This is a genomic window from Streptomyces sp. NBC_00377, assembly GCF_036075115.1.
Classification (GTDB): Bacteria; Actinomycetota; Actinomycetes; order Streptomycetales; family Streptomycetaceae; genus Streptomyces.
In genome coordinates this window covers 3,794,506-3,816,471 of record NZ_CP107958.1, presented here as the reverse complement: position 1 = coordinate 3,816,471, position 21,966 = coordinate 3,794,506, and the positions used below count along the sequence as shown (strand labels likewise).

Genomic DNA, 21,966 nt, shown 5'->3' with positions numbered 1-21,966 from the left:
GCCCCAGGACCCCCGTATCAGACCCCAAGACTTACAACCCTGAGAGGGATTGACGCATAGTGCTCGACGTCAACTTCTTCGACGAGCTCCGGATCGGTCTGGCTACCGCTGACGACATCCGTCAGTGGAGCCACGGCGAGGTCAAGAAGCCCGAGACCATCAACTACCGCACGCTCAAGCCCGAAAAGGACGGACTCTTCTGCGAGAAGATCTTCGGTCCGACCCGGGACTGGGAGTGCTACTGCGGCAAGTACAAGCGTGTCCGCTTCAAGGGCATCATCTGTGAGCGCTGCGGCGTCGAGGTGACCCGCGCCAAGGTGCGTCGTGAGCGGATGGGCCACATCGAGCTCGCCGCTCCCGTGACGCACATCTGGTACTTCAAGGGTGTCCCGAGCCGTCTGGGCTACCTGCTCGACCTGGCTCCCAAGGACCTCGAGAAGGTCATCTACTTCGCGGCGTACATGATCACGTACGTCGACGACGAGCGCCGGACCCGTGACCTGCCCTCGCTGGAGGCGCACGTCTCCGTCGAGCGTCAGCAGATCGAGAACCGTCGCGACGCCGACCTCGAGGCCCGCGCCAAGAAGCTCGAGACCGACCTGGCCGAGCTCGAGGCCGAGGGCGCCAAGGCCGACGTGCGCCGCAAGGTGCGCGAAGGTGCCGAGCGCGAGATGAAGCAGCTGCGCGACCGCGCCCAGCGCGAGATCGACCGTCTCGACGAGGTGTGGGCCCGCTTCAAGAACCTCAAGGTCCAGGACCTCGAGGGCGACGAGCTGCTCTACCGCGAGCTGCGTGACCGCTTCGGCACGTACTTCGACGGTTCGATGGGTGCCGCGGCGTTGCAGAAGCGCCTGGAGTCCTTCGACCTCGAGGAGGAGGCAGAGCGTCTCCGCGAGATCATCCGGACCGGCAAGGGCCAGAAGAAGACCCGTGCGCTCAAGCGCCTCAAGGTCGTCTCCGCGTTCCTCCAGACCAGCAACAGCCCCAAGGGCATGGTGCTGGACTGCGTGCCGGTCATCCCGCCGGACCTCCGCCCGATGGTGCAGCTGGACGGTGGCCGCTTCGCGACCTCCGACCTGAACGACCTGTACCGCCGTGTGATCAACCGCAACAACCGCCTGAAGCGCCTTCTCGACCTCGGTGCGCCCGAGATCATCGTGAACAACGAGAAGCGCATGCTCCAGGAGGCCGTCGACGCGCTGTTCGACAACGGTCGTCGTGGCCGTCCGGTCACCGGTCCCGGTAACCGCCCGCTGAAGTCCCTCAGCGACATGCTGAAGGGCAAGCAGGGTCGATTCCGTCAGAACCTGCTCGGCAAGCGTGTGGACTACTCCGCGCGTTCCGTGATCGTCGTCGGTCCGCAGCTGAAGCTGCACCAGTGCGGTCTGCCGAAGGCGATGGCGCTGGAACTCTTCAAGCCGTTCGTGATGAAGCGCCTGGTGGACCTGAACCACGCGCAGAACATCAAGAGCGCCAAGCGCATGGTGGAGCGCGGCCGCACGGTCGTGTACGACGTCCTCGAAGAGGTCATCGCCGAGCACCCGGTTCTGCTGAACCGTGCGCCCACCCTGCACCGCCTCGGCATCCAGGCCTTCGAGCCGCAGCTGGTCGAGGGCAAGGCCATCCAGATCCACCCGCTCGTCTGCACCGCGTTCAACGCGGACTTCGACGGTGACCAGATGGCCGTCCACCTGCCGCTCTCCGCGGAGGCGCAGGCCGAGGCCCGCATCCTGATGCTGTCCTCGAACAACATCCTCAAGCCCGCCGACGGCCGTCCGGTGACGATGCCGACCCAGGACATGGTCCTCGGTCTCTTCTTCCTCACCACCGACGGTGAACTGCGTGACACCAAGGGCGAGGGCCGCGCGTTCGGCTCCACGGCCGAGGCGATCATGGCGTTCGACGCCGGTGAGCTCGCGTTGCAGTCGGCGATCGACATCCGCTTCCCGGTGGGCACCATCCCGCCGCGCGGCTGGACCCCGCCGGCCCGCGAAGAGGGCGAGCCGGAGTGGCAGCAGGGTGACACCTTCCGCCTGCGGACGACCCTGGGCCGCGCGCTCTTCAACGAGCTGCTGCCCGAGGACTACCCGTTCGTCGACTACTCGGTGGGCAAGAAGCAGCTCGGCGAGATCGTCAACGACCTGGCGGAGCGCTACCCCAAGGTCATCGTGGCGGCGACGCTCGACAACCTGAAGGCGGCCGGCTTCTACTGGGGCACCCGCTCCGGTGTCACCGTGGCCATCTCCGACGTCGTCGTCCCCGAGGCGAAGAAGGCCATCGTCGCGGGCTACGAGGCCCAGGACGAGAAGGTCCAGAAGCAGTACGAGCGCGGTCTGATCACCAAGGAAGAGCGCACGCAGGAGCTCATCGCGATCTGGACCAAGGCGACCAACGAGGTCGCCGAGGCGATGAACGCGAACTTCCCCAAGACGAACCCCATCTTCATGATGGTTGACTCGGGTGCCCGAGGAAACATGATGCAGATGCGGCAGATCGCCGGTATGCGTGGTCTGGTGTCGAACGCGAAGAACGAGACCATCCCGCGTCCGATCAAGGCCTCGTTCCGTGAGGGCCTGTCCGTCCTCGAGTACTTCATCTCGACGCACGGTGCCCGTAAGGGTCTGGCCGACACCGCCCTGCGTACCGCCGACTCGGGTTACCTGACCCGTCGTCTGGTGGACGTCTCGCAGGACGTCATCATCCGCGAGGAGGACTGTGGCACCGAGCGCGGTCTGAAGCTGCGGATCGCCTCGCACGACGAGGCCGGCGTGCTGCGCAAGGCCGAGGACGTCGAGACCAGCGTCTACGCCCGCATGCTCGCCGAGGACGTCGTCATCGACGGCAAGGTGATCGCGCCGGCCAACGTGGACCTGGGCGACGTGCTCATCGACCAGCTGGTGCGTCACGGTGTCGAGGAGGTCAAGACCCGTTCGATCCTGACCTGTGAGTCCCAGGTCGGCACCTGCGCCATGTGCTACGGCCGTTCGCTGGCCACCGGCAAGCTGGTCGACATCGGTGAGGCGGTCGGCATCATCGCCGCCCAGTCCATCGGTGAGCCCGGTACCCAGCTGACGATGCGTACCTTCCACACCGGTGGTGTGGCCGGTGACGACATCACCCAGGGTCTGCCGCGTGTCGTCGAGCTCTTCGAGGCCCGTACCCCGAAGGGTGTCGCCCCGATCTCCGAGGCCCAGGGCCGCGTGCGGATCGAGGAGACCGAGAAGACCAAGAAGATCGTCATCACGCCGGACGACGGCAGCGACGAGACGGCGTTCCCGATCTCGAAGCGCGCCCGTCTCCTGGTCAGCGAGGGCGAGCACGTCGAGGTGGGCCAGAAGCTCACCGTGGGTGCCACCAACCCGCACGACGTGCTGCGCATCCTGGGTCAGCGTGCCGTCCAGGTCCACCTGGTCGGCGAGGTCCAGAAGGTCTACAACTCGCAGGGTGTGTCGATCCACGACAAGCACATCGAGATCATCATCCGGCAGATGCTGCGCCGGGTGACGATCATCGAGTCCGGCGACGCCGAGCTGCTGCCCGGCGAACTCGTCGAGCGCTCGAAGTTCGAGGTCGAGAACCGTCGTGTGGTGCAGGAGGGCGGTCACCCGGCCTCCGGTCGTCCGCAGCTCATGGGTATCACCAAGGCCTCGCTGGCCACGGAGTCCTGGCTGTCGGCGGCGTCCTTCCAGGAGACGACCAGGGTGCTGACGGACGCGGCGATCAACGCCAAGTCCGACTCCCTGATCGGCCTCAAGGAGAACGTCATCATCGGTAAGCTCATCCCGGCCGGTACGGGTCTGTCCCGCTACCGCAACATCCGGGTCGAGCCGACCGAGGAGGCCAAGGCCGCGATGTACTCGGCCGTCGGCTACGACGACATCGACTACTCGCCGTTCGGCACCGGCTCCGGCCAGGCCGTTCCGCTGGAGGACTACGACTACGGTCCGTACAACCAGTAAGGCGTACGTCTGAAGTACTGAAGGGCGGTCACCCCGTTGCGTACGGGGTGGCCGCCCTTCGGCGTGTCCGGCGGGGGGAGGCCCCTGGCGGCGCTCTCAGGGCCTACGGGGCTGCATGGCGGTCATGGGCGCCCGGCACTCAGGTGAGAGCCTCGGGGGCGCCCGGACGCCGCTCGCGGTCGCGGTGGCCCGCGGTGGGTCACGGGATCCCCAGCTCGAAGATGACGTAGTGCGCGTACCACCCCGAAGCGATGGCCGCCGTCCCGAAGAACACCGTCAGGCTCGGCCACTTCAGCCGGCTCATCGCGGCCGCCGGGGCCAGCAGCAACGGGAAGACCGGCAGCAGGTACCGCCCCGTGTTGCCGAACATCTGCTGGGTGCCCAGCACGGTGATCACGCTGGCCAGCGTGTACGCCACCAGCACCAGCGGCGGTTTCCTGCGCAGCATCAGCGCGATGAGGAAAGGCAGCGCCAGCACCAGCTGGACGCCGAGGAGGTCGGGGACGGAGAACGCGAACAGGTAGTCGTGGCGACCGACCGCCGTGTTGGCCAGCACGTCGAGGGTGTAGGAGCCGAAGTCGAAGTAGTGCGCCCACCCTTCGCGCTGGAGCGTGAAGTACGCGGTGAGGTCGCCCATGCCGAGTCCGACCCAGGTGACGTAGGTGAGCAGGCCGAGCGGTGCGGCGAACATGGCGTACAGGGGCCCCGAGACCCCGTGCTCGCGCCGGCTCTCCCGCCGGGCCAGGGTGACGATCGCGGCCAGTCCGACCGCGCCGATGAGCGCGGCGGACGTCGGCCGGTTGAGCCCGGCCACGAAGGCGAGCAGGCCCGCCGCCACCCACCGCCGCTTCATCACGCAGTAGCAGCACCAGGAGGCGATGGCGACGAAGACCGACTCCGAGTAGAGCGCCCACTCCACGCCCGCGCCGGGCACCACCGCCCACAGGCCGGCCGCGATCGTGCCCGCCCGTACCCCGGCGAGCATCGCGACCACGGCGTAGATGCCGGCGGCCGCGACGAAGGAGGCGACGACCGAGACCAGGATCCCGGAGCCGTACAGACCCAGCCCGGTGATCTCGGAGACGCCCCGGATCAGTCCCGGGTACAGCGGGAAGAAGGCGACCGAGTTCTGCTTGACGGTGAACAGTCCGCCCGGGGCGAGCGGCTCCAGGGGCCGGGGGTCGTAGCCCTTCTCGGCGACCTGGAGGTACCACCAGCCGTCCCAGGTGGCCAGGACGTCCCACCAGTGGGCGCCGCCGCCGAAGCGGGGGTTCTTCTTCTGGTACTCGTCGGCCCACTCCAGGAGCCAGGCGAACACACCCAGGCCCACCAGCTTCGTCACGCCGTACAGGAGCAGCGGAGCGAGGTACGGTCGTACACCGTCCGGCAGGGTCAGGCGGAGCGGTCCGGGGGAGCGCTCCTTCGGCCCGTCGGGCACGGCGGGGTCCGTCGCCGTATCGCTGGAAGCCGTGCTCATGGCTGGGGTCCCCCTCGGCCGATCGCCGGACATCCAGGGGCGGCACCGTTGTCCGGATGATCGTGACGTTTGGTCATAAGAGTGCGGTCATAAGATCGCAACAGAGTCGCACATGTGCGCCACAGGTTGGGGGAGGACGGGTGACCGAAGCGCCGAGCACCACGGCGGCGGCGACCGTCTTGTCGGTCGTCATACCCATGTACAACGAGGAAGAGGTCCTGCCCGCCCTGGTCAGCCGGTTGCGCCCGGTCCTGGCGGACCTCGGGGTCGGCTACGAGGTCGTCGCGGTGGACGACGGCAGCACCGACCGCACCGCCGAGCTGCTCGCCGCCTTCCGGCTCGGCTGGCCGGAACTGCGGGTCATCGGCCTGCGCCGCAACTCCGGCCACCAGGCCGCCCTGACCGCGGGTCTGGACCGCGCGCACGGCGCGTACGTGGTCAGCATCGACGCCGACCTCCAGGACCCGCCCGAGAAGATCCCCGAGATGCTCGGGCTGGCCCGCGCCGAGAGCCTCGACATCGTCTACGGCATCCGTGCCGACCGGGCCAGCGACACCGGCTTCAAGCGGTGGACGGCGGGCCTGTACTACCGGCTCGTCCGCCGTCTCGCGGGGCCTTCCGTGCCGGCCCAGGCCGGTGACTTCCGGCTGCTGAGCCGGGCCGCCGTGGAGGCTCTGAAGGCGCTGCCGGACCAGCAGCGCGTCTACCGGCTCCTCGTGCCCTGGCTGGGTTTTCCCAGCGGCGAGGTCACCTACGAGCGCGCCCCGCGGCCGGCCGGCCAGAGCAAGTACCCGCTCGGCCGGATGATCCGGCTGGCCGTCGACAGCGTCACGGGCTTCTCCGCGGCGCCGCTGCGCATCGCCACCTGGCTGGGCGGTTTCGCGTTCCTGGTCTGCCTGGGGCTGATGGTCTACACCCTGAGCGCCCACGCCTTCCAGCACACCGTCCCCGGCTGGACGTCCCTCTTCATCGGCGTGCTGTTCATCGGCGCGGTCCAGTTGGTCTGCGTGGGTCTGCTCGGCGAGTACGTCGGCCGCATCTACACGGCCGTGCAGAACCGTCCGACGTACTTCATCGGCCACGACACGGCGGCGGACACGGCGGCCGGCACCGCGTCGGGCGGGGCGGCGCGCACGGCCGCCGTGCCGTCCCCGGCGGGTTCCCCGGGTCCGCCGCCGACGGGCTCGGCGAACGCCCAGGCCCCGGTACCACAGGGGCCGGGACGGCGCTCGTAAACCTCCGGCGTGTCGGCGGCGGGGCTTCTGTTTTGACCGGAGTGAATGCGCTAGGTACGCTCAGACCTTGTGCCTGGGGTGTGCCCTGGCCCTCGTGCGTGTCTTCAACCGCACACGGGGCCCAGCTAGCGGCCACCGTGATCTGTGCCTCTTCCTGCTTAGCGGCGGAAGTCCGCAGGATCCGACACACCCGACCGCGTGGGTCGGCGAAGTTCCAGGTTAGCTTCACCATTCGGCACACAGAAACCGGAGAAGTAGTGCCTACGATCCAGCAGCTGGTCCGGAAGGGCCGGCAGGACAAGGTCGAGAAGAACAAGACGCCCGCACTCGAGGGTTCGCCCCAGCGTCGCGGCGTCTGCACGCGTGTGTTCACGACCACCCCGAAGAAGCCGAACTCGGCCCTGCGTAAGGTCGCGCGTGTGCGTCTGACCAGCGGTATCGAGGTCACTGCTTACATTCCGGGTGAGGGACACAACCTCCAGGAGCACTCCATCGTGCTCGTGCGTGGTGGCCGTGTGAAGGACCTGCCCGGTGTTCGCTACAAGATCATCCGCGGTTCCCTCGACACCCAGGGTGTCAAGAACCGCAAGCAGGCCCGCAGCCGCTACGGCGCCAAGAAGGAGAAGTAAACAATGCCTCGTAAGGGCCCTGCCCCGAAGCGCCCGGTCATCATCGACCCGGTCTACGGTTCTCCTCTTGTCACGTCGCTCATCAACAAGGTGCTGCTGAACGGCAAGCGCTCCACCGCCGAGCGCATCGTCTACGGCGCCATGGAGGGCCTGCGCGAGAAGACCGGCAACGACCCGGTCATCACGCTCAAGCGCGCTCTCGAGAACATCAAGCCGACCATCGAGGTCAAGTCCCGCCGTGTCGGTGGCGCGACCTACCAGGTCCCGATCGAGGTCAAGCCGGGTCGCGCGAGCACCCTGGCGCTGCGCTGGCTCGTCGGTTACTCCCGCGCCCGTCGCGAGAAGACCATGACCGAGCGCCTCCTCAACGAGCTTCTCGACGCGTCCAACGGCCTCGGCGCCGCTGTGAAGAAGCGCGAGGACACCCACAAGATGGCCGAGTCCAACAAGGCCTTCGCGCACTACCGCTGGTAGTCGCTACCCACATCGAGACCGAGAGAAGACGAAAGCCTCATGGCTACCACTTCACTTGACCTGGCCAAGGTCCGCAACATCGGGATCATGGCCCACATCGACGCGGGCAAGACGACCACCACCGAGCGGATCCTGTTCTACACCGGCGTCTCCTACAAGATCGGTGAGGTCCACGACGGCGCCGCGACCATGGACTGGATGGAGCAGGAGCAGGAGCGTGGCATCACGATCACCTCTGCTGCCACCACCTGTCACTGGCCGCTGGCCGATGTCGACCACACCATCAACATCATCGACACCCCGGGCCACGTCGACTTCACCGTCGAGGTGGAGCGTTCGCTCCGCGTGCTCGACGGTGCCGTGACGGTGTTCGACGGCGTCGCGGGTGTCGAGCCCCAGTCCGAGACCGTGTGGCGTCAGGCGGACCGCTACGGCGTCCCGCGTATCTGCTTCGTCAACAAGCTCGACCGGACCGGTGCCGAGTTCCACCGCTGCGTCGACATGATCAGCAGCCGCCTGGGTGCGACTCCGATCGTCATGCAGCTCCCGATCGGTGCCGAAGCCGACTTCAAGGGCGTCGTCGACCTGGTCACGATGAAGGCCTTCGTGTGGTCCGCCGAGGCGGAGAAGGGCGAGATGTACGACGTCGTCGACATCCCGGCCACCCACACCGAGGCTGCCGAGGAGTACCGCGGCAAGCTCGTCGAGACCGTCGCCGAGAACGACGACGAGATCATGGAGCTGTACCTGGAGGGCCAGGAGCCCTCTGTGGAGCAGCTGTACGCCGCGATCCGTCGCATCACCATCGCGTCCGGCAAGTCCGACGGCGTCACGGTCACCCCGGTGTTCTGTGGCACCGCGTTCAAGAACAAGGGCGTCCAGCCCCTGCTCGACGCGGTCGTGCGCTACCTCCCCTCCCCCCTGGACGTCGAGGCCATCGAGGGCCACGACGTGAAGGACGCGGAGCTGGTCGTCAAGCGCAAGCCGTCCGACGACGAGCCGCTGTCGGCCCTCGCCTTCAAGATCATGAGCGACCCGCACCTGGGCAAGCTCACCTTCGTCCGGGTCTACTCGGGCCGCCTGGTGTCCGGCACTGCCGTGCTGAACTCCGTCAAGGGCAAGAAGGAGCGCATCGGCAAGATCTACCGCATGCACGCGAACAAGCGTGAGGAGATCGAGGCGGTCGGCGCCGGCGACATCGTCGCCGTCATGGGTCTGAAGCAGACCACGACCGGCGAGACGCTGTGCGACGACAAGCAGCCCGTGATCCTGGAGTCCATGGACTTCCCGGCTCCGGTCATCCAGGTCGCCATCGAGCCCAAGTCGAAGGGCGACCAGGAGAAGCTGGGCATCGCGATCCAGCGCCTGGCCGAGGAGGACCCGTCGTTCCAGGTCCACTCGGACGAGGAGACCGGCCAGACCATCATCGGTGGCATGGGCGAGCTGCACCTCGAGGTGCTGGTCGACCGTATGCGCCGTGAGTTCAAGGTCGAGGCCAACGTCGGCAAGCCGCAGGTCGCGTACCGCGAGACCATCCGCAAGGCGGTCGACCGGGTCGACTACACGCACAAGAAGCAGACTGGTGGTACCGGCCAGTTCGCGAAGGTGCAGATCGCGATCGAGCCGATCGAGGGCGGCGACGCCTCGTACGAGTTCGTGAACAAGGTGACCGGTGGTCGCATCCCGAAGGAGTACATCCCTTCGGTCGACGCCGGTGCGCAGGAGGCCATGCAGTTCGGCATCCTCGCCGGTTACGAGATGACCGGCGTGCGCGTCACCCTGCTCGACGGTGGCTACCACGAGGTGGACTCCTCCGAGCTCGCGTTCAAGATCGCCGGCTCGCAGGCCTTCAAGGAGGCCGCGCGCAAGGCCAGCCCCGTGCTGCTCGAGCCGATGATGGCCGTCGAGGTCACCACGCCCGAGGACTACATGGGCGAGGTCATCGGCGACATCAACTCCCGCCGTGGTCAGATCCAGGCCATGGAGGAGCGTGCCGGTGCTCGTGTCGTGAAGGGCCTCGTGCCCCTCTCGGAGATGTTCGGCTACGTCGGCGACCTCCGCAGCAAGACGTCGGGTCGCGCAAGCTACTCGATGCAGTTCGACTCCTACGCCGAGGTTCCGCGGAACGTCGCCGAGGAGATCATCGCGAAGGCCAAGGGCGAGTAACACACTCGGTTTACACGCCGTAGGCTTGACTCCGGAGCCTCAAGGGGCAAACAGCCGTATCCCCGGATGTTTGCCCCCTGGACCCGGGCTTTCCAGCAAAGATCACCTGGCGCCGATGAAGCAAGGCGTTCCAGAACCACTCCCAGGAGGACCCCCGTGGCGAAGGCGAAGTTCGAGCGGACTAAGCCGCACGTCAACATCGGCACCATCGGTCACATCGACCACGGTAAGACGACCCTCACGGCCGCCATTACCAAGGTGCTGCACGACAAGTACCCGGACCTGAACGAGGCCTCGGCCTTCGACCAGATCGACAAGGCTCCCGAAGAGCGTCAGCGCGGTATCACCATCTCCATCGCGCACGTCGAGTACCAGACGGAGGGCCGCCACTACGCCCACGTCGACTGCCCGGGTCACGCGGACTACATCAAGAACATGATCACCGGTGCCGCGCAGATGGACGGCGCGATCCTCGTGGTCGCCGCCACCGACGGCCCGATGCCGCAGACCAAGGAGCACGTGCTCCTGGCCCGCCAGGTCGGCGTTCCGTACATCGTCGTCGCCCTGAACAAGGCCGACATGGTGGACGACGAGGAGATCCTGGAGCTCGTCGAGCTCGAGGTCCGTGAGCTCCTCTCCGAGTACGAGTTCCCGGGCGACGACCTGCCGGTCGTCAAGGTCTCGGCGCTCAAGGCGCTCGAGGGCGACGCCGAGTGGGGTCAGTCGGTTCTCGACCTCATGCAGGCCGTCGACGACGCCATCCCGACCCCCGAGCGTGACGTCGACAAGCCGTTCCTCATGCCCGTCGAGGACGTCTTCACGATCACCGGTCGCGGTACGGTCGTCACCGGCCGTATCGAGCGTGGTGTCCTGAAGGTCAACGAGACCGTTGACATCATCGGCATCAAGCAGGAGAAGACCACCACCACGGTCACCGGCATCGAGATGTTCCGCAAGCTGCTCGACGAGGGCCAGGCCGGTGAGAACGTCGGTCTGCTGCTCCGCGGCATCAAGCGCGAGGACGTCGAGCGCGGCCAGGTCATCATCAAGCCGGGTTCGGTCACGCCGCACACCGACTTCGAGGCCCAGGCCTACATCCTGTCCAAGGACGAGGGTGGCCGTCACACGCCGTTCTTCAACAACTACCGTCCGCAGTTCTACTTCCGCACGACGGACGTGACCGGCGTGGTGACCCTCCCCGAGGGCACCGAGATGGTGATGCCGGGTGACAACACCGAGATGAAGGTGGAGCTCATCCAGCCCATCGCCATGGAAGAGGGCCTGAAGTTCGCCATCCGTGAGGGTGGTCGCACGGTGGGCGCCGGCCAGGTCACCAAGATCACCAAGTAGTTCTTGCTGATCGACCTGGTAGCTCCAGCGTGAGCTGAGCACCTGAGAGGGCCCGTACGACTCCGGTCGTACGGGCCCTTTCGCACGGGCGGCGCCGATCGGCCGCGCCGCGCGTGGAGCAGACAACCCGGGCCCCGGTCCACCCGGGTCGGCGGATTCACTCGGGGGAATGAGTTGCCGCCGCCTGCGGGAGAGGTGGGGCTTGGCGGGGCCCCAGCGGCCGCTGAGCGTGTCCACGAGGACCAGGGCCCTGCCCGACGCCCCGTCCGAGGGCCGGCTGTTCAAGGGGGAGGAGCGGCTCGCCGTGCTCCGCGTTTGACCTGCGTCACGTCCGGGGTATTGTCTCCGGCTCGATTGGCGGATGGACTGCCCCATATGGCAGACTGTCCGAGTTGCTCGGTTGAGTGTTGATGCTGCGCGCCTCCCGCCGGGAGGACCGGAAGCGAGTCCCACAGTACTCGTCGCCCTAACTGCCTGATGGCAGCGCTGGGGCGGACGTACGGGAATCTTTCGGGAAGTGTCAGTGCAGCACCGGCCAGGCACCCGGTGGACCTTTCGTCCCCGGCTTGCGGTTCCGGAAGGGCCGTGCTTTCCCGGCAGGGATGTTCGAACAAGGGACATCTATGTCGGCGACAGCGCGACACACCCGACCGCGTGGGTCGGAGAACGAAGTGAACGGACCATCTGGTTCCAGAGCGTTAGAAGAGACAGGACTACTGAGTAGCCATGGCGGGACAGAAGATCCGCATCCGGCTCAAGGCCTACGACCACGAGGTCATCGACTCCTCGGCGAAGAAGATCGTCGAGACGGTGACCCGCACTGGTGCGTCGGTCGCGGGCCCGGTGCCGCTGCCCACTGAGAAGAACGTGTACTGCGTCATCAAGTCGCCGCACAAGTACAAGGACTCGCGCGAGCACTTCGAGATGCGCACGCACAAGCGCCTGATCGACATCCTCGACCCGACGCCCAAGACCGTTGACTCTCTGATGCGACTCGACCTCCCGGCCGGTGTCGACATCGAGATCAAGCTCTAGGGGCCGGTGATCTGAGAATGGCTAAGCAGATCAAGGGCATCCTGGGCGAGAAGCTCGGCATGACGCAGGTGTGGGACGAGAACAACCGTGTTGTTCCCGTCACCGTCGTCAAGGCCGGCCCGAACGTCGTGACCCAGGTCCGTTCGAACGACAGCGACGGCTACGAGTCCGTCCAGATCGCCTTCGGCGAGATCGACCCGCGCAAGGTGAACAAGCCCCTCAAGGGCCACTTCGCCAAGGCCGATGTCACCCCCCGTCGCCACCTCGTCGAGATCCGCACCGCGGACGCCTCCGAGTACACGCTGGGCCAGGAGATCACCGCTGAGGTGTTCGAGGCCGGCGTGAAGGTCGACGTGACCGGCAAGAGCAAGGGCAAGGGCTTCGCCGGTGTCATGAAGCGTCACAACTTCAAGGGCCTCGGCGCCGGACACGGCACCCAGCGCAAGCACCGCTCGCCCGGTTCCATCGGTGGCTGCGCCACCCCGGGCCGCGTGTTCAAGGGCCTCCGCATGGCGGGTCGCATGGGCAACGAGCGTGTCACCACCCAGAACCTGACCGTCCACGCCGTTGACGCGGAGAAGGGTCTGCTGCTCATCAAGGGCGCTGTCCCCGGTCCGAACGGCGGCCTCGTCCTGGTCCGCACTGCGGCCAAGGGGGCCTGAGGTACCGATGAGCACTGTTGACATCCTTTCGCCTGCAGGCGAGAAGACCGGTAGCGTCGAGCTCCCCGCGGAGATCTTCGGCGTGGAGAAGGTCAGCATCCCGCTGATCCACCAGGTCGTCGTCGCGCAGAACGCGGCTGCCCGTCAGGGCACGCACAAGACCAAGACCCGCGGCGAGGTTCGCGGTGGCGGTAAGAAGCCTTACCGTCAGAAGGGCACCGGCCGTGCGCGCCAGGGCTCGACCCGCGCGCCGCAGTTCGCCGGCGGTGGCGTCGTCCACGGCCCGCAGCCGCGTGACTACTCGCAGCGGACCCCGAAGAAGATGAAGGCTGCCGCTCTGCGTCACGCCCTCACCGACCGGGCCCGCCACAACCGCATTCACGTCGTCACCGGCGTGATCGAGGGCGAGGCTCCTTCCACGAAGGCCGCTCGGACGCTGTTCGGCAAGATCTCGGAGCGCAAGAACCTGCTCCTGGTCGTCGACCGCGCCGACGAGGCCGCGTGGCTGTCCGCCCGCAACCTGCCCCAGGTGCACATCCTGGAGCCGGGCCAGCTGAACACGTACGACGTGATCGTCTCGGACGACGTGGTCTTCACCCAGGCCGCTCTCGAGTCCTTCGTCGCCGGCCCGAAGGCCAACGACTCCGAAGGGAGTGACGCCTGATGGCTACGCGTCACCCGAGCATCGCCTCCAAGGCGGCCAAGGTCGCCAAGGCCGCGCGCGTCGCCAAGGCGAAGCGTCACGCCACCGAAGGCAAGAACACCGTCGTCACCGCGCCCAGCAAGTCGTTCACGGACCACCGTGACGTGCTGCTGAAGCCGGTCGTGTCGGAGAAGAGCTACGCGCTCCTCGACGAAGGCAAGTACACCTTCATCGTTGCGCCCGGCGCCAACAAGACCCAGATCAAGCAGGCCGTCCAGGCGGTCTTCTCGGTCAAGGTCACCGGGGTCAACACGATCAACCGCATCGGCAAGCGCAAGCGCACGAAGACCGGTTTCGGTCAGCGTGCCGGCACGAAGCGCGCGATCGTGACCCTTGCTGAGGGCGACCGTATCGACATCTTCGGCGGTCCGACCGCCTGAGGGCGGTCCGGATCGTCCGATATCGGACGAGGACTGAAAAATGGGAATCCGCAAGTACAAGCCGACTACGCCGGGCCGTCGTGGCTCCAGCGTCGCCGACTTCGTCGAGGTCACGCGGTCCACGCCGGAGAAGTCGCTGGTCCGCCCGCTGCACAGCAAGGGCGGCCGTAACAACGCCGGTCGTGTGACCGTTCGCCACCAGGGTGGCGGACACAAGCGCGCCTTCCGAGTGATCGACTTCCGTCGTCACGACAAGGACGGCGTGCCGGCGAAGGTCGCGCACATCGAGTACGACCCCAACCGCACCGCGCGCATCGCGCTGCTGCACTACGCCGACGGCGAGAAGCGCTACATCCTCGCCCCGCGCAACCTGTCGCAGGGCGACCGCGTCGAGAACGGTCCCGGGGCCGACATCAAGCCGGGCAACAACCTGGCGCTCCGCAACATCCCGGTCGGTACCACGATCCACGCGATCGAGATCCGTCCCGGTGGCGGCGCCAAGTTCGCCCGCTCGGCCGGTGCCTCCGTGCAGCTGCTCGCGAAGGAGGGCACCATGGCCCACCTCCGCATGCCGTCCGGTGAGATCCGCCTGGTCGACCAGCGCTGCCGCGCCACGGTCGGCGAGGTCGGCAACGCCGAGCAGAGCAACATCAACTGGGGCAAGGCCGGCCGCAAGCGCTGGCTGGGCGTCCGCCCGACCGTTCGCGGTGTGGCGATGAACCCGGTTGACCACCCCCACGGTGGTGGTGAGGGCAAGACCTCCGGTGGTCGCCACCCGGTCAGCCCCTGGGGTCAGAAGGAGGGTCGTACTCGTTCGCCGAAGAAGGCTTCGAACAAGTACATCGTCCGCCGCCGCAAGACGAACAAGAAGCGCTAGGAGCGGGTTTAGATGCCGCGCAGTCTCAAGAAGGGGCCCTTCGTCGACGGACACCTCGTAAAGAAGGTGGACGCCCAGAACGAAGCCGGTTCCAAGAACGTCATCAAGACCTGGTCCCGTCGCTCGATGATCACCCCGGCCATGCTGGGTCACACGATCGCGGTGCACAACGGCAAGACCCACATTCCGGTGTTTGTCACCGAGTCGATGGTCGGCCACAAGCTCGGCGAGTTCTCGCCGACGCGCACCTTCCGGGGTCACGTCAAGGACGACCGGAAGTCGAAGCGCCGCTAACGCGGGGTGGAATGACCATGACAGACACTGGAAGGACAACCATGGAAGCCAGGGCCCAGGCGCGGTACATCCGCGTCACGCCCATGAAGGCCCGCCGGGTGGTGGACCTTATCCGTGGCATGGACGCCACGGAGGCTCAGGCGGTCCTGCGTTTCGCCCCGCAGGCCGCGAGCGTGCCGGTCGGCAAGGTGCTTGACAGCGCCATCGCCAACGCCGCGCACAACTACGACCACACTGACGCCGACAGCCTCTTCATCTCCGAGGCGTACGTCGACGAGGGCCCGACCCTGAAGCGGTTCCGTCCGCGCGCCCAGGGCCGCGCCTACCGGATCCGCAAGCGGACCAGCCACATCACCGTGGTCGTCAGCAGCAAGGAAGGGACCCGGTAATGGGCCAGAAGGTTAACCCGCATGGGTTCCGGCTCGGCATCACCACGGACTTCAAGTCCCGTTGGTACGCCGACAAGTCGTACAAGGAGTACGTCGGGGAAGACGTCGCCATCCGTCGGATGATGACGTCCGGCATGGAGCGCGCCGGCATCTCGAAGGTGGAGATCGAGCGCACCCGTGACCGCGTCCGCGTCGACATCCACACCGCGCGTCCGGGCATCGTCATCGGCCGCCGCGGCGCCGAGGCCGACCGCATCCGCGGCGACCTGGAGAAGCTGACCAAGAAGCAGGTCCAGCTGAACATCCTCGAGGTGAAGAACCCCGAGGTCGACGCTCAGCTGGTGGCCCAGGCCGTCGCCGAGCAGCTCTCCTCCCGCGTCTCCTTCCGTCGCGCCATGCGTAAGAGCATGCAGTCGGCGATGAAGGCGGGCGCCAAGGGCATCAAGATCCAGTGCGGTGGCCGCCTCGGTGGCGCCGAGATGTCCCGCTCGGAGTTCTACCGCGAGGGCCGTGTGCCCCTGCACACGCTCCGCGCGAACGTGGACTACGGCTTCTTCGAGGCCAAGACGACCTTCGGCCGCATCGGTGTGAAGGTCTGGATCTACAAGGGCGATGTCAAGAACATCGCCGAGGTCCGCGCCGAGAACGCTGCTGCCCGCGCCGGCAACCGCCCGGCCCGTGGTGGCGGCGGCGCCGACCGCCCGGCCCGTGGTGGCCGTGGTGGCGAGCGCGGCGGTCGCGGTCGTAAGCCGCAGCAGGCTCCCGCTGCCGAGGCCCCCAAGGCCGAGGCTCCGGCGGCTGCCGCTCCGGCTGAGAGCACCGGAACGGAGGCCTGACCGACATGCTGATCCCCCGTAGGGTCAAGCACCGCAAGCAGCACCACCCGAAGCGCCGTGGTCAGGCCAAGGGCGGTACGACGGTCTCGTTCGGCGAGTACGGCATTCAGGCCCTCACGCCGGCGTACGTGACCAACCGCCAGATCGAGGCGGCCCGTATCGCGATGACCCGCCACATCAAGCGTGGCGGCAAGGTCTGGATCAACATCTACCCGGACCGCCCGCTCACGAAGAAGCCTGCCGAGACCCGCATGGGTTCCGGTAAGGGTTCTCCGGAGTGGTGGATCGCGAACGTGCACCCGGGCCGGGTCATGTTCGAGCTGTCCTACCCCAACGAGAAGATCGCCCGTGAGGCCCTCACTCGCGCAGCCCACAAGCTGCCGATGAAGTGCCGGATCGTCAAGCGCGAGGCAGGTGAAGCGTGATGTCGGCCGGTACCAAGGCGTCCGAGCTGCGCGAACTGGGTGACGAGGAGCTTCTCAACAAGCTCCGCGAAGCCAAGGAAGAGCTGTTCAACCTCCGCTTCCAGGCGGCGACGGGTCAGCTCGAGAACCACGGCCGGCTCAAGGCCGTCCGTAAGGACATCGCGCGGATCTACACCCTGATGCGTGAGCGCGAGCTGGGCATCGAGACGGTGGAGAGCGCCTGATGAGCGAGAGCAACGTGACTGAGAACACCCCCGAGGCGCGCGGTTTCCGCAAGACCCGTGAGGGTCTCGTCGTCAGCGACAAGATGGACAAGACCGTCGTCGTCGCCGTCGAGGACCGTGTGAAGCACGCGCTGTACGGCAAGGTCATCCGCCGTACGAACAAGCTCAAGGCTCACGACGAGCAGAATGCCGCGGGCGTCGGCGACCGTGTCCTCCTCGCGGAGACCCGGCCGCTGTCCGCCACGAAGCGCTGGCGCGTCGTCGAGATCCTCGAGAAGGCCAAGTAATCCTCCTGCGGGGCATCCCTCGCAGGACAGTTCCGCCAGGCTCCGCAGGGGTCCTCGTATGAGGCCCCTGCGGGGAACCGGCAGACACACAGGAGATAGACGTGATCCAGCAGGAGTCGCGACTTCGCGTCGCCGACAACACTGGTGCGAAGGAAATCCTTTGCATCCGTGTGCTCGGTGGCTCCGGTCGCCGCTACGCGGGCATCGGTGACGTCATCGTCGCCACCGTCAAGGACGCGATCCCCGGCGGCAACGTGAAGAAGGGTGACGTCATCAAGGCGGTCATCGTTCGCACCGTCAAGGAGCGCCGCCGTCCGGACGGCTCGTACATCCGCTTCGACGAGAACGCCGCTGTCATTCTGAAGAACGACGGCGACCCTCGTGGCACCCGCATCTTCGGCCCGGTCGGCCGGGAGCTGCGCGAGAAGAAGTTCATGAAGATCATCTCGCTGGCTCCGGAGGTGCTGTAAGCATGAAGATCAAGAAGGGCGACCTGGTTCAGGTCATCACGGGCAAGGACAAGGGCAAGCAGGGCAAGGTCATCGCGGCCTTCCCCCGCGAGGACCGCGTCCTGGTCGAGGGTGTCAACCGGGTCAAGAAGCACACGAAGGCCGGTCCGACCGCCAGCGGCTCGCAGGCCGGCGGCATCGTGACCACCGAGGCCCCGATCCACGTGTCCAACGTTCAGCTGGTCGTGGAGAAGGACGGCAACAAGGTCGTCACGCGCGTCGGTTACCGCTTCGACGACGAGGGCAACAAGATCCGCGTTGCCAAGCGGACGGGTGAGGACATCTGATGGCTACCACCACGACTCCGCGTCTGAAGACGAAGTACCGCGAGGAGATCGCGGGCAAGCTGCGTGAGGAGTTCTCCTACGAGAACGTCATGCAGATCCCCGGCCTCGTCAAGATCGTGGTCAACATGGGTGTGGGCGACGCCGCCCGCGACTCCAAGCTGATCGAGGGCGCCATCCGCGACCTCACCACGATCACCGGTCAGAAGCCGGCCGTCACCAAGGCCCGCAAGTCCATCGCGCAGTTCAAGCTGCGCGAGGGTCAGCCGATCGGTGCCCACGTCACGCTTCGTGGCGACCGCATGTGGGAGTTCCTGGACCGCACCCTGTCGCTCGCGCTCCCGCGCATCCGCGACTTCCGTGGTCTGTCCCCCAAGCAGTTCGACGGCCGTGGCAACTACACCTTCGGTCTCACGGAGCAGGTCATGTTCCACGAGATCGACCAGGACAAGATCGACCGTGTCCGGGGTATGGACATCACCGTGGTCACCACGGCGACCAACGACGCTGAGGGCCGTGCGCTCCTTCGTCACCTCGGCTTCCCCTTCAAGGAGGCGTGAGCGAGATGGCGAAGAAGGCTCTGATCGCGAAGGCTGCTCGCAAGCCCAAGTTCGCTGTGCGCGCGTACAACCGCTGCCAGCGTTGCGGCCGTCCCCACTCCGTGTACCGCAAGTTCGGCCTCTGCCGTGTGTGCCTTCGTGAGATGGCTCACCGTGGCGAGCTGCCGGGCGTGACCAAGAGCTCCTGGTAAACCCCCTTTTAGGGGTTCCAGAGGCTCTCGGTAAGCAATGGGCGTGTCAGGCGCCCACCTCTTCATGGCTTAGGCTTGGAGGGTTGGGCGCCTGACGGTAGCCCGTACGACTTACTACGCCGTAGGTCCACCGCGCCGCACCCGTCCCGTCTCGGATCGGGGAGAGGGATGGCGCACCAGGAAACCCCGGCGAGAGAGGCCACAGGCCAACTCATGACCATGACTGATCCGATCGCAGACATGCTGACGCGTCTGCGGAACGCGAACTCGGCGTACCACGATTCCGTGACGATGCCGGCGTCCAAGATCAAGTCTCACATCGCGGAGATCCTCCAGCAGGAGGGCTTCATCACCGGCTGGAAGGTCGAGGACGCCGAAGTCGGCAAGAACCTCACCCTCGAGCTCAAGTTCGGCCCGAACCGTGAGCGCTCCATCGCGGGCATCAAGCGGATCTCCAAGCCCGGTCTCCGGGTTTACGCGAAGTCCACCTCCCTGCCCAAGGTGCTCGGTGGCCTCGGCGTGGCGATCATCTCCACGTCGCACGGTCTCCTCACCGACAAGCAGGCCGGCAAGAAGGGCGTAGGCGGAGAAGTTCTCGCCTACGTCTGGTAGCGGAAGGGAACGGAAAAAGCTATGTCGCGTATTGGCAAGCTCCCTATCACGGTTCCCGCCGGTGTGGACGTCACCATCGACGGCCAGACGGTTTCGGTCAAGGGTCCCAAGGGCTCGCTGTCCCACACCGTCGTCGCGCCGATCGAGATCGCCAAGGGTGAGGACGGCGTTCTGAACGTCACCCGCCCCAACGACGAGCGTCAGAGCAAGGCCCTGCACGGCCTGTCCCGCACGCTGGTGGCGAACATGATCACCGGCGTGACCGAGGGTTACGTGAAGAAGCTCGAGATCAGTGGTGTCGGTTACCGCGTGACCGCGAAGGGCTCGAACCTCGAGTTCGCGCTCGGTTACAGCCACCCGATCACCGTCGAGGCCCCCGAGGGAATCTCCTTCAAGGTCGAGAACCCCACCCGGTTCTCGGTCGAGGGCATCGACAAGCAGAAGGTCGGCGAGGTTGCGGCCAACATCCGCAAGCTGCGCAAGCCCGACCCGTACAAGGCCAAGGGTGTCAAGTACGAGGGCGAAGTCATCCGCCGCAAGGTCGGAAAGGCGGGTAAGTAAGCCATGGCATACGGACAGAAGATCCTCAAGGGCGACGCTTACAAGCGTGCCGCGATCAAGCGTCGCCACATCCGGATCCGTAAGCACATCTCGGGTACGGCTGAGCGTCCGCGCCTGGTCGTGACGCGCTCGAACCGCCACATCGTGGCTCAGGTCATCGACGACATCAAGGGTCACACCCTGGCGTCGGCGTCGACCCTGGACACGACGATCCGCGGCGGCGAGGGCGACAAGTCCGCGCAGGCCAAGTCGGTCGGCGCCCTGGTCGCCGAGCGCGCCAAGGCCGCCGGTGTCGAGGCTGTCGTATTCGACCGTGGCGGCAACCAGTACGCGGGGCGCATCGCCGCCCTTGCGGACGCCGCCCGCGAAGCCGGACTCAAGTTCTGAGTCGCCCGTCGCGCTAGCGACCTAGGTCGCTGCGTAGCTAGCGGAAAAAGAGAGAGGTAATCCAATGGCTGGACCCCAGCGCCGCGGAAGCGGTGCCGGTGGCGGCGAGCGGCGGGACCGGAAGGGCCGTGACGGCGGCGCTGCTGCCGCCGAGAAGACCGCGTACGTTGAGCGCGTCGTCGCGATCAACCGTGTCGCCAAGGTTGTGAAGGGTGGTCGTCGCTTCAGCTTCACCGCGCTGGTCGTGGTGGGCGACGGTGACGGCACCGTGGGTGTCGGTTACGGCAAGGCCAAGGAGGTGCCGGCCGCCATCGCCAAGGGCGTTGAAGAGGCCAAGAAGCACTTCTTCAAGGTCCCGCGTATCCAGGGCACCATCCCGCACCCGATCACGGGCGAGAAGGCCGCGGGCGTCGTCCTGCTCAAGCCTGCTTCCCCCGGTACCGGCGTCATCGCCGGTGGCCCGGTGCGTGCCGTGCTCGAGTGCGCCGGCGTCCACGACATCCTGTCGAAGTCGCTCGGTTCGTCGAACGCGATCAACATCGTGCACGCGACCGTGGAGGCCCTGAAGGGCCTCCAGCGTCCCGAGGAGATCGCGGCCCGCCGCGGTCTGCCCCTCGAGGACGTCGCTCCCGCGGCTCTGCTTCGTGCGCGTGCCGGGGCTGGTGCGTAATGGCCCGCCTCAAGATCACGCAGACGAAGTCGTACATCGGCAGCAAGCAGAACCACCGTGACACCCTGCGTTCGCTCGGGCTCAAGCGCCTGAACGACGTGGTCGTCAAGGAGGACCGCCCCGAGTTCCGCGGAATGGTGCACACCGTCCGCCACCTCGTGACGGTTGAGGAGGTCGACTGATCATGGCGGAGAACAACCCGCTCAAGATCCACAACCTCCGTCCCGCCCCGGGCGCCAAGACCGCGAAGACCCGTGTCGGTCGTGGTGAGGCGTCGAAGGGTAAGACGGCCGGTCGTGGTACCAAGGGCACGAAGGCCCGTTACCAGGTTCCGGAGCGCTTCGAGGGTGGGCAGATGCCCCTCCACATGCGTCTCCCGAAGCTCAAGGGCTTCAAGAACCCGTTCAAGACCGAGTTCCAGGTCGTGAACCTCGACAAGCTGGCGGCGCTGTACCCGGAGGGTGGCGAGGTCACCGTCGAGGGTCTCGTCGCCAAGGGTGCCGTTCGCAAGAACAGCCTCGTCAAGGTCCTCGGCCAGGGCGAGCTCTCCGTGGCGCTGCAGGTGACGGTCGACGCCGTCTCCGGCTCCGCCAAGGAGAAGATCACCGCCGCCGGCGGTACCGTCACCGAGCTCGTCTGAACACCACAGGCGTCTCGATGACCTGAGCGATCCCGACCGGGGATACCCCACATATGGGGTATCCCCGGTTGGTCGTTCCTAGGGCGGTACCTTCGCCGGTAAGGTGACCTCCACTGCCTACTTTCACAAGATGCTTCCCATGGGGCACCT

The 21,966-nt window shown here is 66.6% G+C and carries 28 protein-coding genes; 27 read left to right on the top strand and 1 reads right to left on the bottom strand.

Annotated elements, in window-relative coordinates:
* Positions 1–59 precede the first annotated feature (59 nt).
* The gene (locus OHS71_RS17090) at positions 60–3,959 is read left to right on the top strand and encodes a DNA-directed RNA polymerase subunit beta' (RefSeq protein WP_328480239.1); all 3,900 of its coding nucleotides are present in this window, start codon (positions 60–62) and stop codon (positions 3,957–3,959) included.
* Between the two features lie 199 nt (positions 3,960–4,158).
* Here OHS71_RS17090 and OHS71_RS17085 read toward each other — a convergent pair whose 3' ends face one another.
* A complete protein-coding gene (locus OHS71_RS17085) occupies positions 4,159–5,436 on the bottom strand; it encodes a hypothetical protein (RefSeq protein WP_328480238.1) in 1,278 nt (425 codons plus the stop codon).
* Positions 5,437–5,576: 140 nt separating this feature from the next.
* Here OHS71_RS17085 and OHS71_RS17080 point away from each other — a divergent pair, with 140 nt between their 5' ends.
* The 26 genes from OHS71_RS17080 (at position 5,577) to rplO (ending at position 21,816) form a co-directional block, all read left to right on the top strand.
* On the top strand, positions 5,577–6,671 hold the full coding sequence (locus OHS71_RS17080; protein WP_328480237.1) for a glycosyltransferase family 2 protein: 1,095 nt from the start codon (positions 5,577–5,579) through the stop codon (positions 6,669–6,671).
* 257 nt (positions 6,672–6,928) lie between these two features.
* On the top strand, positions 6,929–7,300 hold the full coding sequence (rpsL, locus tag OHS71_RS17075) for a 30S ribosomal protein S12 (RefSeq protein ID WP_003948652.1): 372 nt from the start codon (positions 6,929–6,931) through the stop codon (positions 7,298–7,300).
* 3 nt (positions 7,301–7,303) lie between these two features.
* Entirely contained in the window at positions 7,304–7,774 is a 471-nt protein-coding gene (rpsG, locus tag OHS71_RS17070; protein ID WP_020132641.1) for a 30S ribosomal protein S7, read from the top strand.
* Positions 7,775–7,813: 39 nt separating this feature from the next.
* Positions 7,814–9,940: an elongation factor G gene (gene fusA / locus OHS71_RS17065; protein ID WP_328480236.1), complete on the top strand. Its 2,127-nt coding sequence runs from the start codon at positions 7,814–7,816 to the stop codon at positions 9,938–9,940.
* A 156-nt stretch (positions 9,941–10,096) separates the two neighbouring features.
* Positions 10,097–11,290, top strand: coding sequence for an elongation factor Tu (gene tuf / locus OHS71_RS17060; protein WP_328480235.1), 1,194 nt, complete (start codon positions 10,097–10,099; stop codon positions 11,288–11,290).
* A 726-nt stretch (positions 11,291–12,016) separates the two neighbouring features.
* Positions 12,017–12,325, top strand: a complete 309-nt coding sequence (rpsJ, locus tag OHS71_RS17055) for a 30S ribosomal protein S10 (protein WP_003948644.1) — start codon at positions 12,017–12,019, stop codon at positions 12,323–12,325.
* Between the two features lie 17 nt (positions 12,326–12,342).
* Positions 12,343–12,987, top strand: coding sequence for a 50S ribosomal protein L3 (gene rplC, locus OHS71_RS17050; protein WP_328480234.1), 645 nt, complete (start codon positions 12,343–12,345; stop codon positions 12,985–12,987).
* A gap of 7 nt (positions 12,988–12,994) precedes the next feature.
* A complete protein-coding gene (gene rplD / locus OHS71_RS17045) occupies positions 12,995–13,651 on the top strand; it encodes a 50S ribosomal protein L4 (RefSeq protein WP_328480233.1) in 657 nt (218 codons plus the stop codon).
* Positions 13,651–14,070 carry a 50S ribosomal protein L23 gene (gene rplW / locus OHS71_RS17040; RefSeq protein WP_328480232.1) on the top strand — a complete coding sequence of 140 codons (420 nt, stop codon included), beginning with the start codon at positions 13,651–13,653 and terminating at the stop codon, positions 14,068–14,070. The genes rplD and rplW overlap by 1 nt, the downstream gene beginning before the upstream one ends.
* Positions 14,071–14,110: 40 nt before the next feature.
* A complete protein-coding gene (gene rplB, locus OHS71_RS17035) occupies positions 14,111–14,947 on the top strand; it encodes a 50S ribosomal protein L2 (protein WP_328480231.1) in 837 nt (278 codons plus the stop codon).
* Positions 14,948–14,959: 12 nt separating this feature from the next.
* Entirely contained in the window at positions 14,960–15,241 is a 282-nt protein-coding gene (gene rpsS / locus OHS71_RS17030) for a 30S ribosomal protein S19 (protein WP_307164915.1), read from the top strand.
* Between the two features lie 41 nt (positions 15,242–15,282).
* Positions 15,283–15,630, top strand: a complete 348-nt coding sequence (rplV, locus tag OHS71_RS17025; protein WP_003974262.1) for a 50S ribosomal protein L22 — start codon at positions 15,283–15,285, stop codon at positions 15,628–15,630.
* The gene (gene rpsC / locus OHS71_RS17020; protein ID WP_057584676.1) at positions 15,630–16,466 is read left to right on the top strand and encodes a 30S ribosomal protein S3; all 837 of its coding nucleotides are present in this window, start codon (positions 15,630–15,632) and stop codon (positions 16,464–16,466) included. The genes rplV and rpsC overlap by 1 nt, the downstream gene beginning before the upstream one ends.
* 5 nt (positions 16,467–16,471) lie before the next feature.
* Positions 16,472–16,891, top strand: coding sequence for a 50S ribosomal protein L16 (gene rplP, locus OHS71_RS17015; RefSeq protein ID WP_006140905.1), 420 nt, complete (start codon positions 16,472–16,474; stop codon positions 16,889–16,891).
* Complete coding sequence (rpmC, locus tag OHS71_RS17010) at positions 16,891–17,115, top strand: 50S ribosomal protein L29 (protein WP_005481220.1); 225 nt, start codon at positions 16,891–16,893, stop codon at positions 17,113–17,115. The genes rplP and rpmC overlap by 1 nt, the downstream gene beginning before the upstream one ends.
* The gene (gene rpsQ, locus OHS71_RS17005; RefSeq protein ID WP_020132629.1) at positions 17,115–17,402 is read left to right on the top strand and encodes a 30S ribosomal protein S17; all 288 of its coding nucleotides are present in this window, start codon (positions 17,115–17,117) and stop codon (positions 17,400–17,402) included. The genes rpmC and rpsQ overlap by 1 nt, the downstream gene beginning before the upstream one ends.
* Positions 17,403–17,503: 101 nt before the next feature.
* Positions 17,504–17,872 carry a 50S ribosomal protein L14 gene (gene rplN / locus OHS71_RS17000; RefSeq protein WP_003992364.1) on the top strand — a complete coding sequence of 123 codons (369 nt, stop codon included), beginning with the start codon at positions 17,504–17,506 and terminating at the stop codon, positions 17,870–17,872.
* A gap of 2 nt (positions 17,873–17,874) precedes the next feature.
* On the top strand, positions 17,875–18,198 hold the full coding sequence (rplX, locus tag OHS71_RS16995; protein ID WP_033272457.1) for a 50S ribosomal protein L24: 324 nt from the start codon (positions 17,875–17,877) through the stop codon (positions 18,196–18,198).
* Positions 18,198–18,755: a 50S ribosomal protein L5 gene (gene rplE, locus OHS71_RS16990; protein WP_030788262.1), complete on the top strand. Its 558-nt coding sequence runs from the start codon at positions 18,198–18,200 to the stop codon at positions 18,753–18,755. Before rplX ends, rplE begins: the two co-directional genes overlap by 1 nt.
* Before the next feature lie 5 nt (positions 18,756–18,760).
* Positions 18,761–18,946 (top strand): type Z 30S ribosomal protein S14, encoded by a 186-nt coding sequence (locus OHS71_RS16985; RefSeq protein ID WP_030890724.1) that lies wholly within the window; start codon positions 18,761–18,763, stop codon positions 18,944–18,946.
* A 213-nt stretch (positions 18,947–19,159) separates the two neighbouring features.
* Complete coding sequence (gene rpsH, locus OHS71_RS16980) at positions 19,160–19,558, top strand: 30S ribosomal protein S8 (protein WP_030788259.1); 399 nt, start codon at positions 19,160–19,162, stop codon at positions 19,556–19,558.
* 21 nt (positions 19,559–19,579) lie between these two features.
* Positions 19,580–20,119, top strand: a complete 540-nt coding sequence (gene rplF / locus OHS71_RS16975; protein WP_328480230.1) for a 50S ribosomal protein L6 — start codon at positions 19,580–19,582, stop codon at positions 20,117–20,119.
* Positions 20,120–20,122: 3 nt separating this feature from the next.
* The gene (rplR, locus tag OHS71_RS16970) at positions 20,123–20,506 is read left to right on the top strand and encodes a 50S ribosomal protein L18 (protein ID WP_020132625.1); all 384 of its coding nucleotides are present in this window, start codon (positions 20,123–20,125) and stop codon (positions 20,504–20,506) included.
* 64 nt (positions 20,507–20,570) lie between these two features.
* Entirely contained in the window at positions 20,571–21,176 is a 606-nt protein-coding gene (gene rpsE, locus OHS71_RS16965) for a 30S ribosomal protein S5 (RefSeq protein ID WP_020132624.1), read from the top strand.
* Positions 21,176–21,358, top strand: coding sequence for a 50S ribosomal protein L30 (gene rpmD / locus OHS71_RS16960; protein WP_005313525.1), 183 nt, complete (start codon positions 21,176–21,178; stop codon positions 21,356–21,358). The genes rpsE and rpmD overlap by 1 nt, the downstream gene beginning before the upstream one ends.
* Before the next feature lie 2 nt (positions 21,359–21,360).
* Positions 21,361–21,816, top strand: coding sequence for a 50S ribosomal protein L15 (gene rplO / locus OHS71_RS16955; RefSeq protein WP_328480229.1), 456 nt, complete (start codon positions 21,361–21,363; stop codon positions 21,814–21,816).
* Positions 21,817–21,966: the final 150 nt, after the last annotated feature.

Coding starts and splice junctions, on each gene's coding strand:
- rplO (WP_328480229.1), top strand. CDS start 21,361: ATGGCGGAGAACAACCCGCTCAAGATCCACAACCTCCGTCCCGCCCCG.
- rplC (WP_328480234.1), top strand. CDS start 12,343: ATGGCTAAGCAGATCAAGGGCATCCTGGGCGAGAAGCTCGGCATGACG.
- rplR (WP_020132625.1), top strand. CDS start 20,123: ATGGCATACGGACAGAAGATCCTCAAGGGCGACGCTTACAAGCGTGCC.
- rpmC (WP_005481220.1), top strand. CDS start 16,891: ATGTCGGCCGGTACCAAGGCGTCCGAGCTGCGCGAACTGGGTGACGAG.
- rpsG (WP_020132641.1), top strand. CDS start 7,304: ATGCCTCGTAAGGGCCCTGCCCCGAAGCGCCCGGTCATCATCGACCCG.
- rplX (WP_033272457.1), top strand. CDS start 17,875: ATGAAGATCAAGAAGGGCGACCTGGTTCAGGTCATCACGGGCAAGGAC.
- rplW (WP_328480232.1), top strand. CDS start 13,651: ATGGCTACGCGTCACCCGAGCATCGCCTCCAAGGCGGCCAAGGTCGCC.
- rpsH (WP_030788259.1), top strand. CDS start 19,160: ATGACCATGACTGATCCGATCGCAGACATGCTGACGCGTCTGCGGAAC.
- rpsS (WP_307164915.1), top strand. CDS start 14,960: ATGCCGCGCAGTCTCAAGAAGGGGCCCTTCGTCGACGGACACCTCGTA.
- rplV (WP_003974262.1), top strand. CDS start 15,283: ATGGAAGCCAGGGCCCAGGCGCGGTACATCCGCGTCACGCCCATGAAG.
- rpsQ (WP_020132629.1), top strand. CDS start 17,115: ATGAGCGAGAGCAACGTGACTGAGAACACCCCCGAGGCGCGCGGTTTC.
- OHS71_RS16985 (WP_030890724.1), top strand. CDS start 18,761: ATGGCGAAGAAGGCTCTGATCGCGAAGGCTGCTCGCAAGCCCAAGTTC.
- rpsE (WP_020132624.1), top strand. CDS start 20,571: ATGGCTGGACCCCAGCGCCGCGGAAGCGGTGCCGGTGGCGGCGAGCGG.
- rpsJ (WP_003948644.1), top strand. CDS start 12,017: ATGGCGGGACAGAAGATCCGCATCCGGCTCAAGGCCTACGACCACGAG.
- rplB (WP_328480231.1), top strand. CDS start 14,111: ATGGGAATCCGCAAGTACAAGCCGACTACGCCGGGCCGTCGTGGCTCC.
- OHS71_RS17085 (WP_328480238.1), bottom strand. CDS start 5,436: ATGAGCACGGCTTCCAGCGATACGGCGACGGACCCCGCCGTGCCCGAC.
- fusA (WP_328480236.1), top strand. CDS start 7,814: ATGGCTACCACTTCACTTGACCTGGCCAAGGTCCGCAACATCGGGATC.
- rpsC (WP_057584676.1), top strand. CDS start 15,630: ATGGGCCAGAAGGTTAACCCGCATGGGTTCCGGCTCGGCATCACCACG.
- rplE (WP_030788262.1), top strand. CDS start 18,198: ATGGCTACCACCACGACTCCGCGTCTGAAGACGAAGTACCGCGAGGAG.
- rplD (WP_328480233.1), top strand. CDS start 12,995: ATGAGCACTGTTGACATCCTTTCGCCTGCAGGCGAGAAGACCGGTAGC.
- rplF (WP_328480230.1), top strand. CDS start 19,580: ATGTCGCGTATTGGCAAGCTCCCTATCACGGTTCCCGCCGGTGTGGAC.
- rpmD (WP_005313525.1), top strand. CDS start 21,176: ATGGCCCGCCTCAAGATCACGCAGACGAAGTCGTACATCGGCAGCAAG.
- rplP (WP_006140905.1), top strand. CDS start 16,472: ATGCTGATCCCCCGTAGGGTCAAGCACCGCAAGCAGCACCACCCGAAG.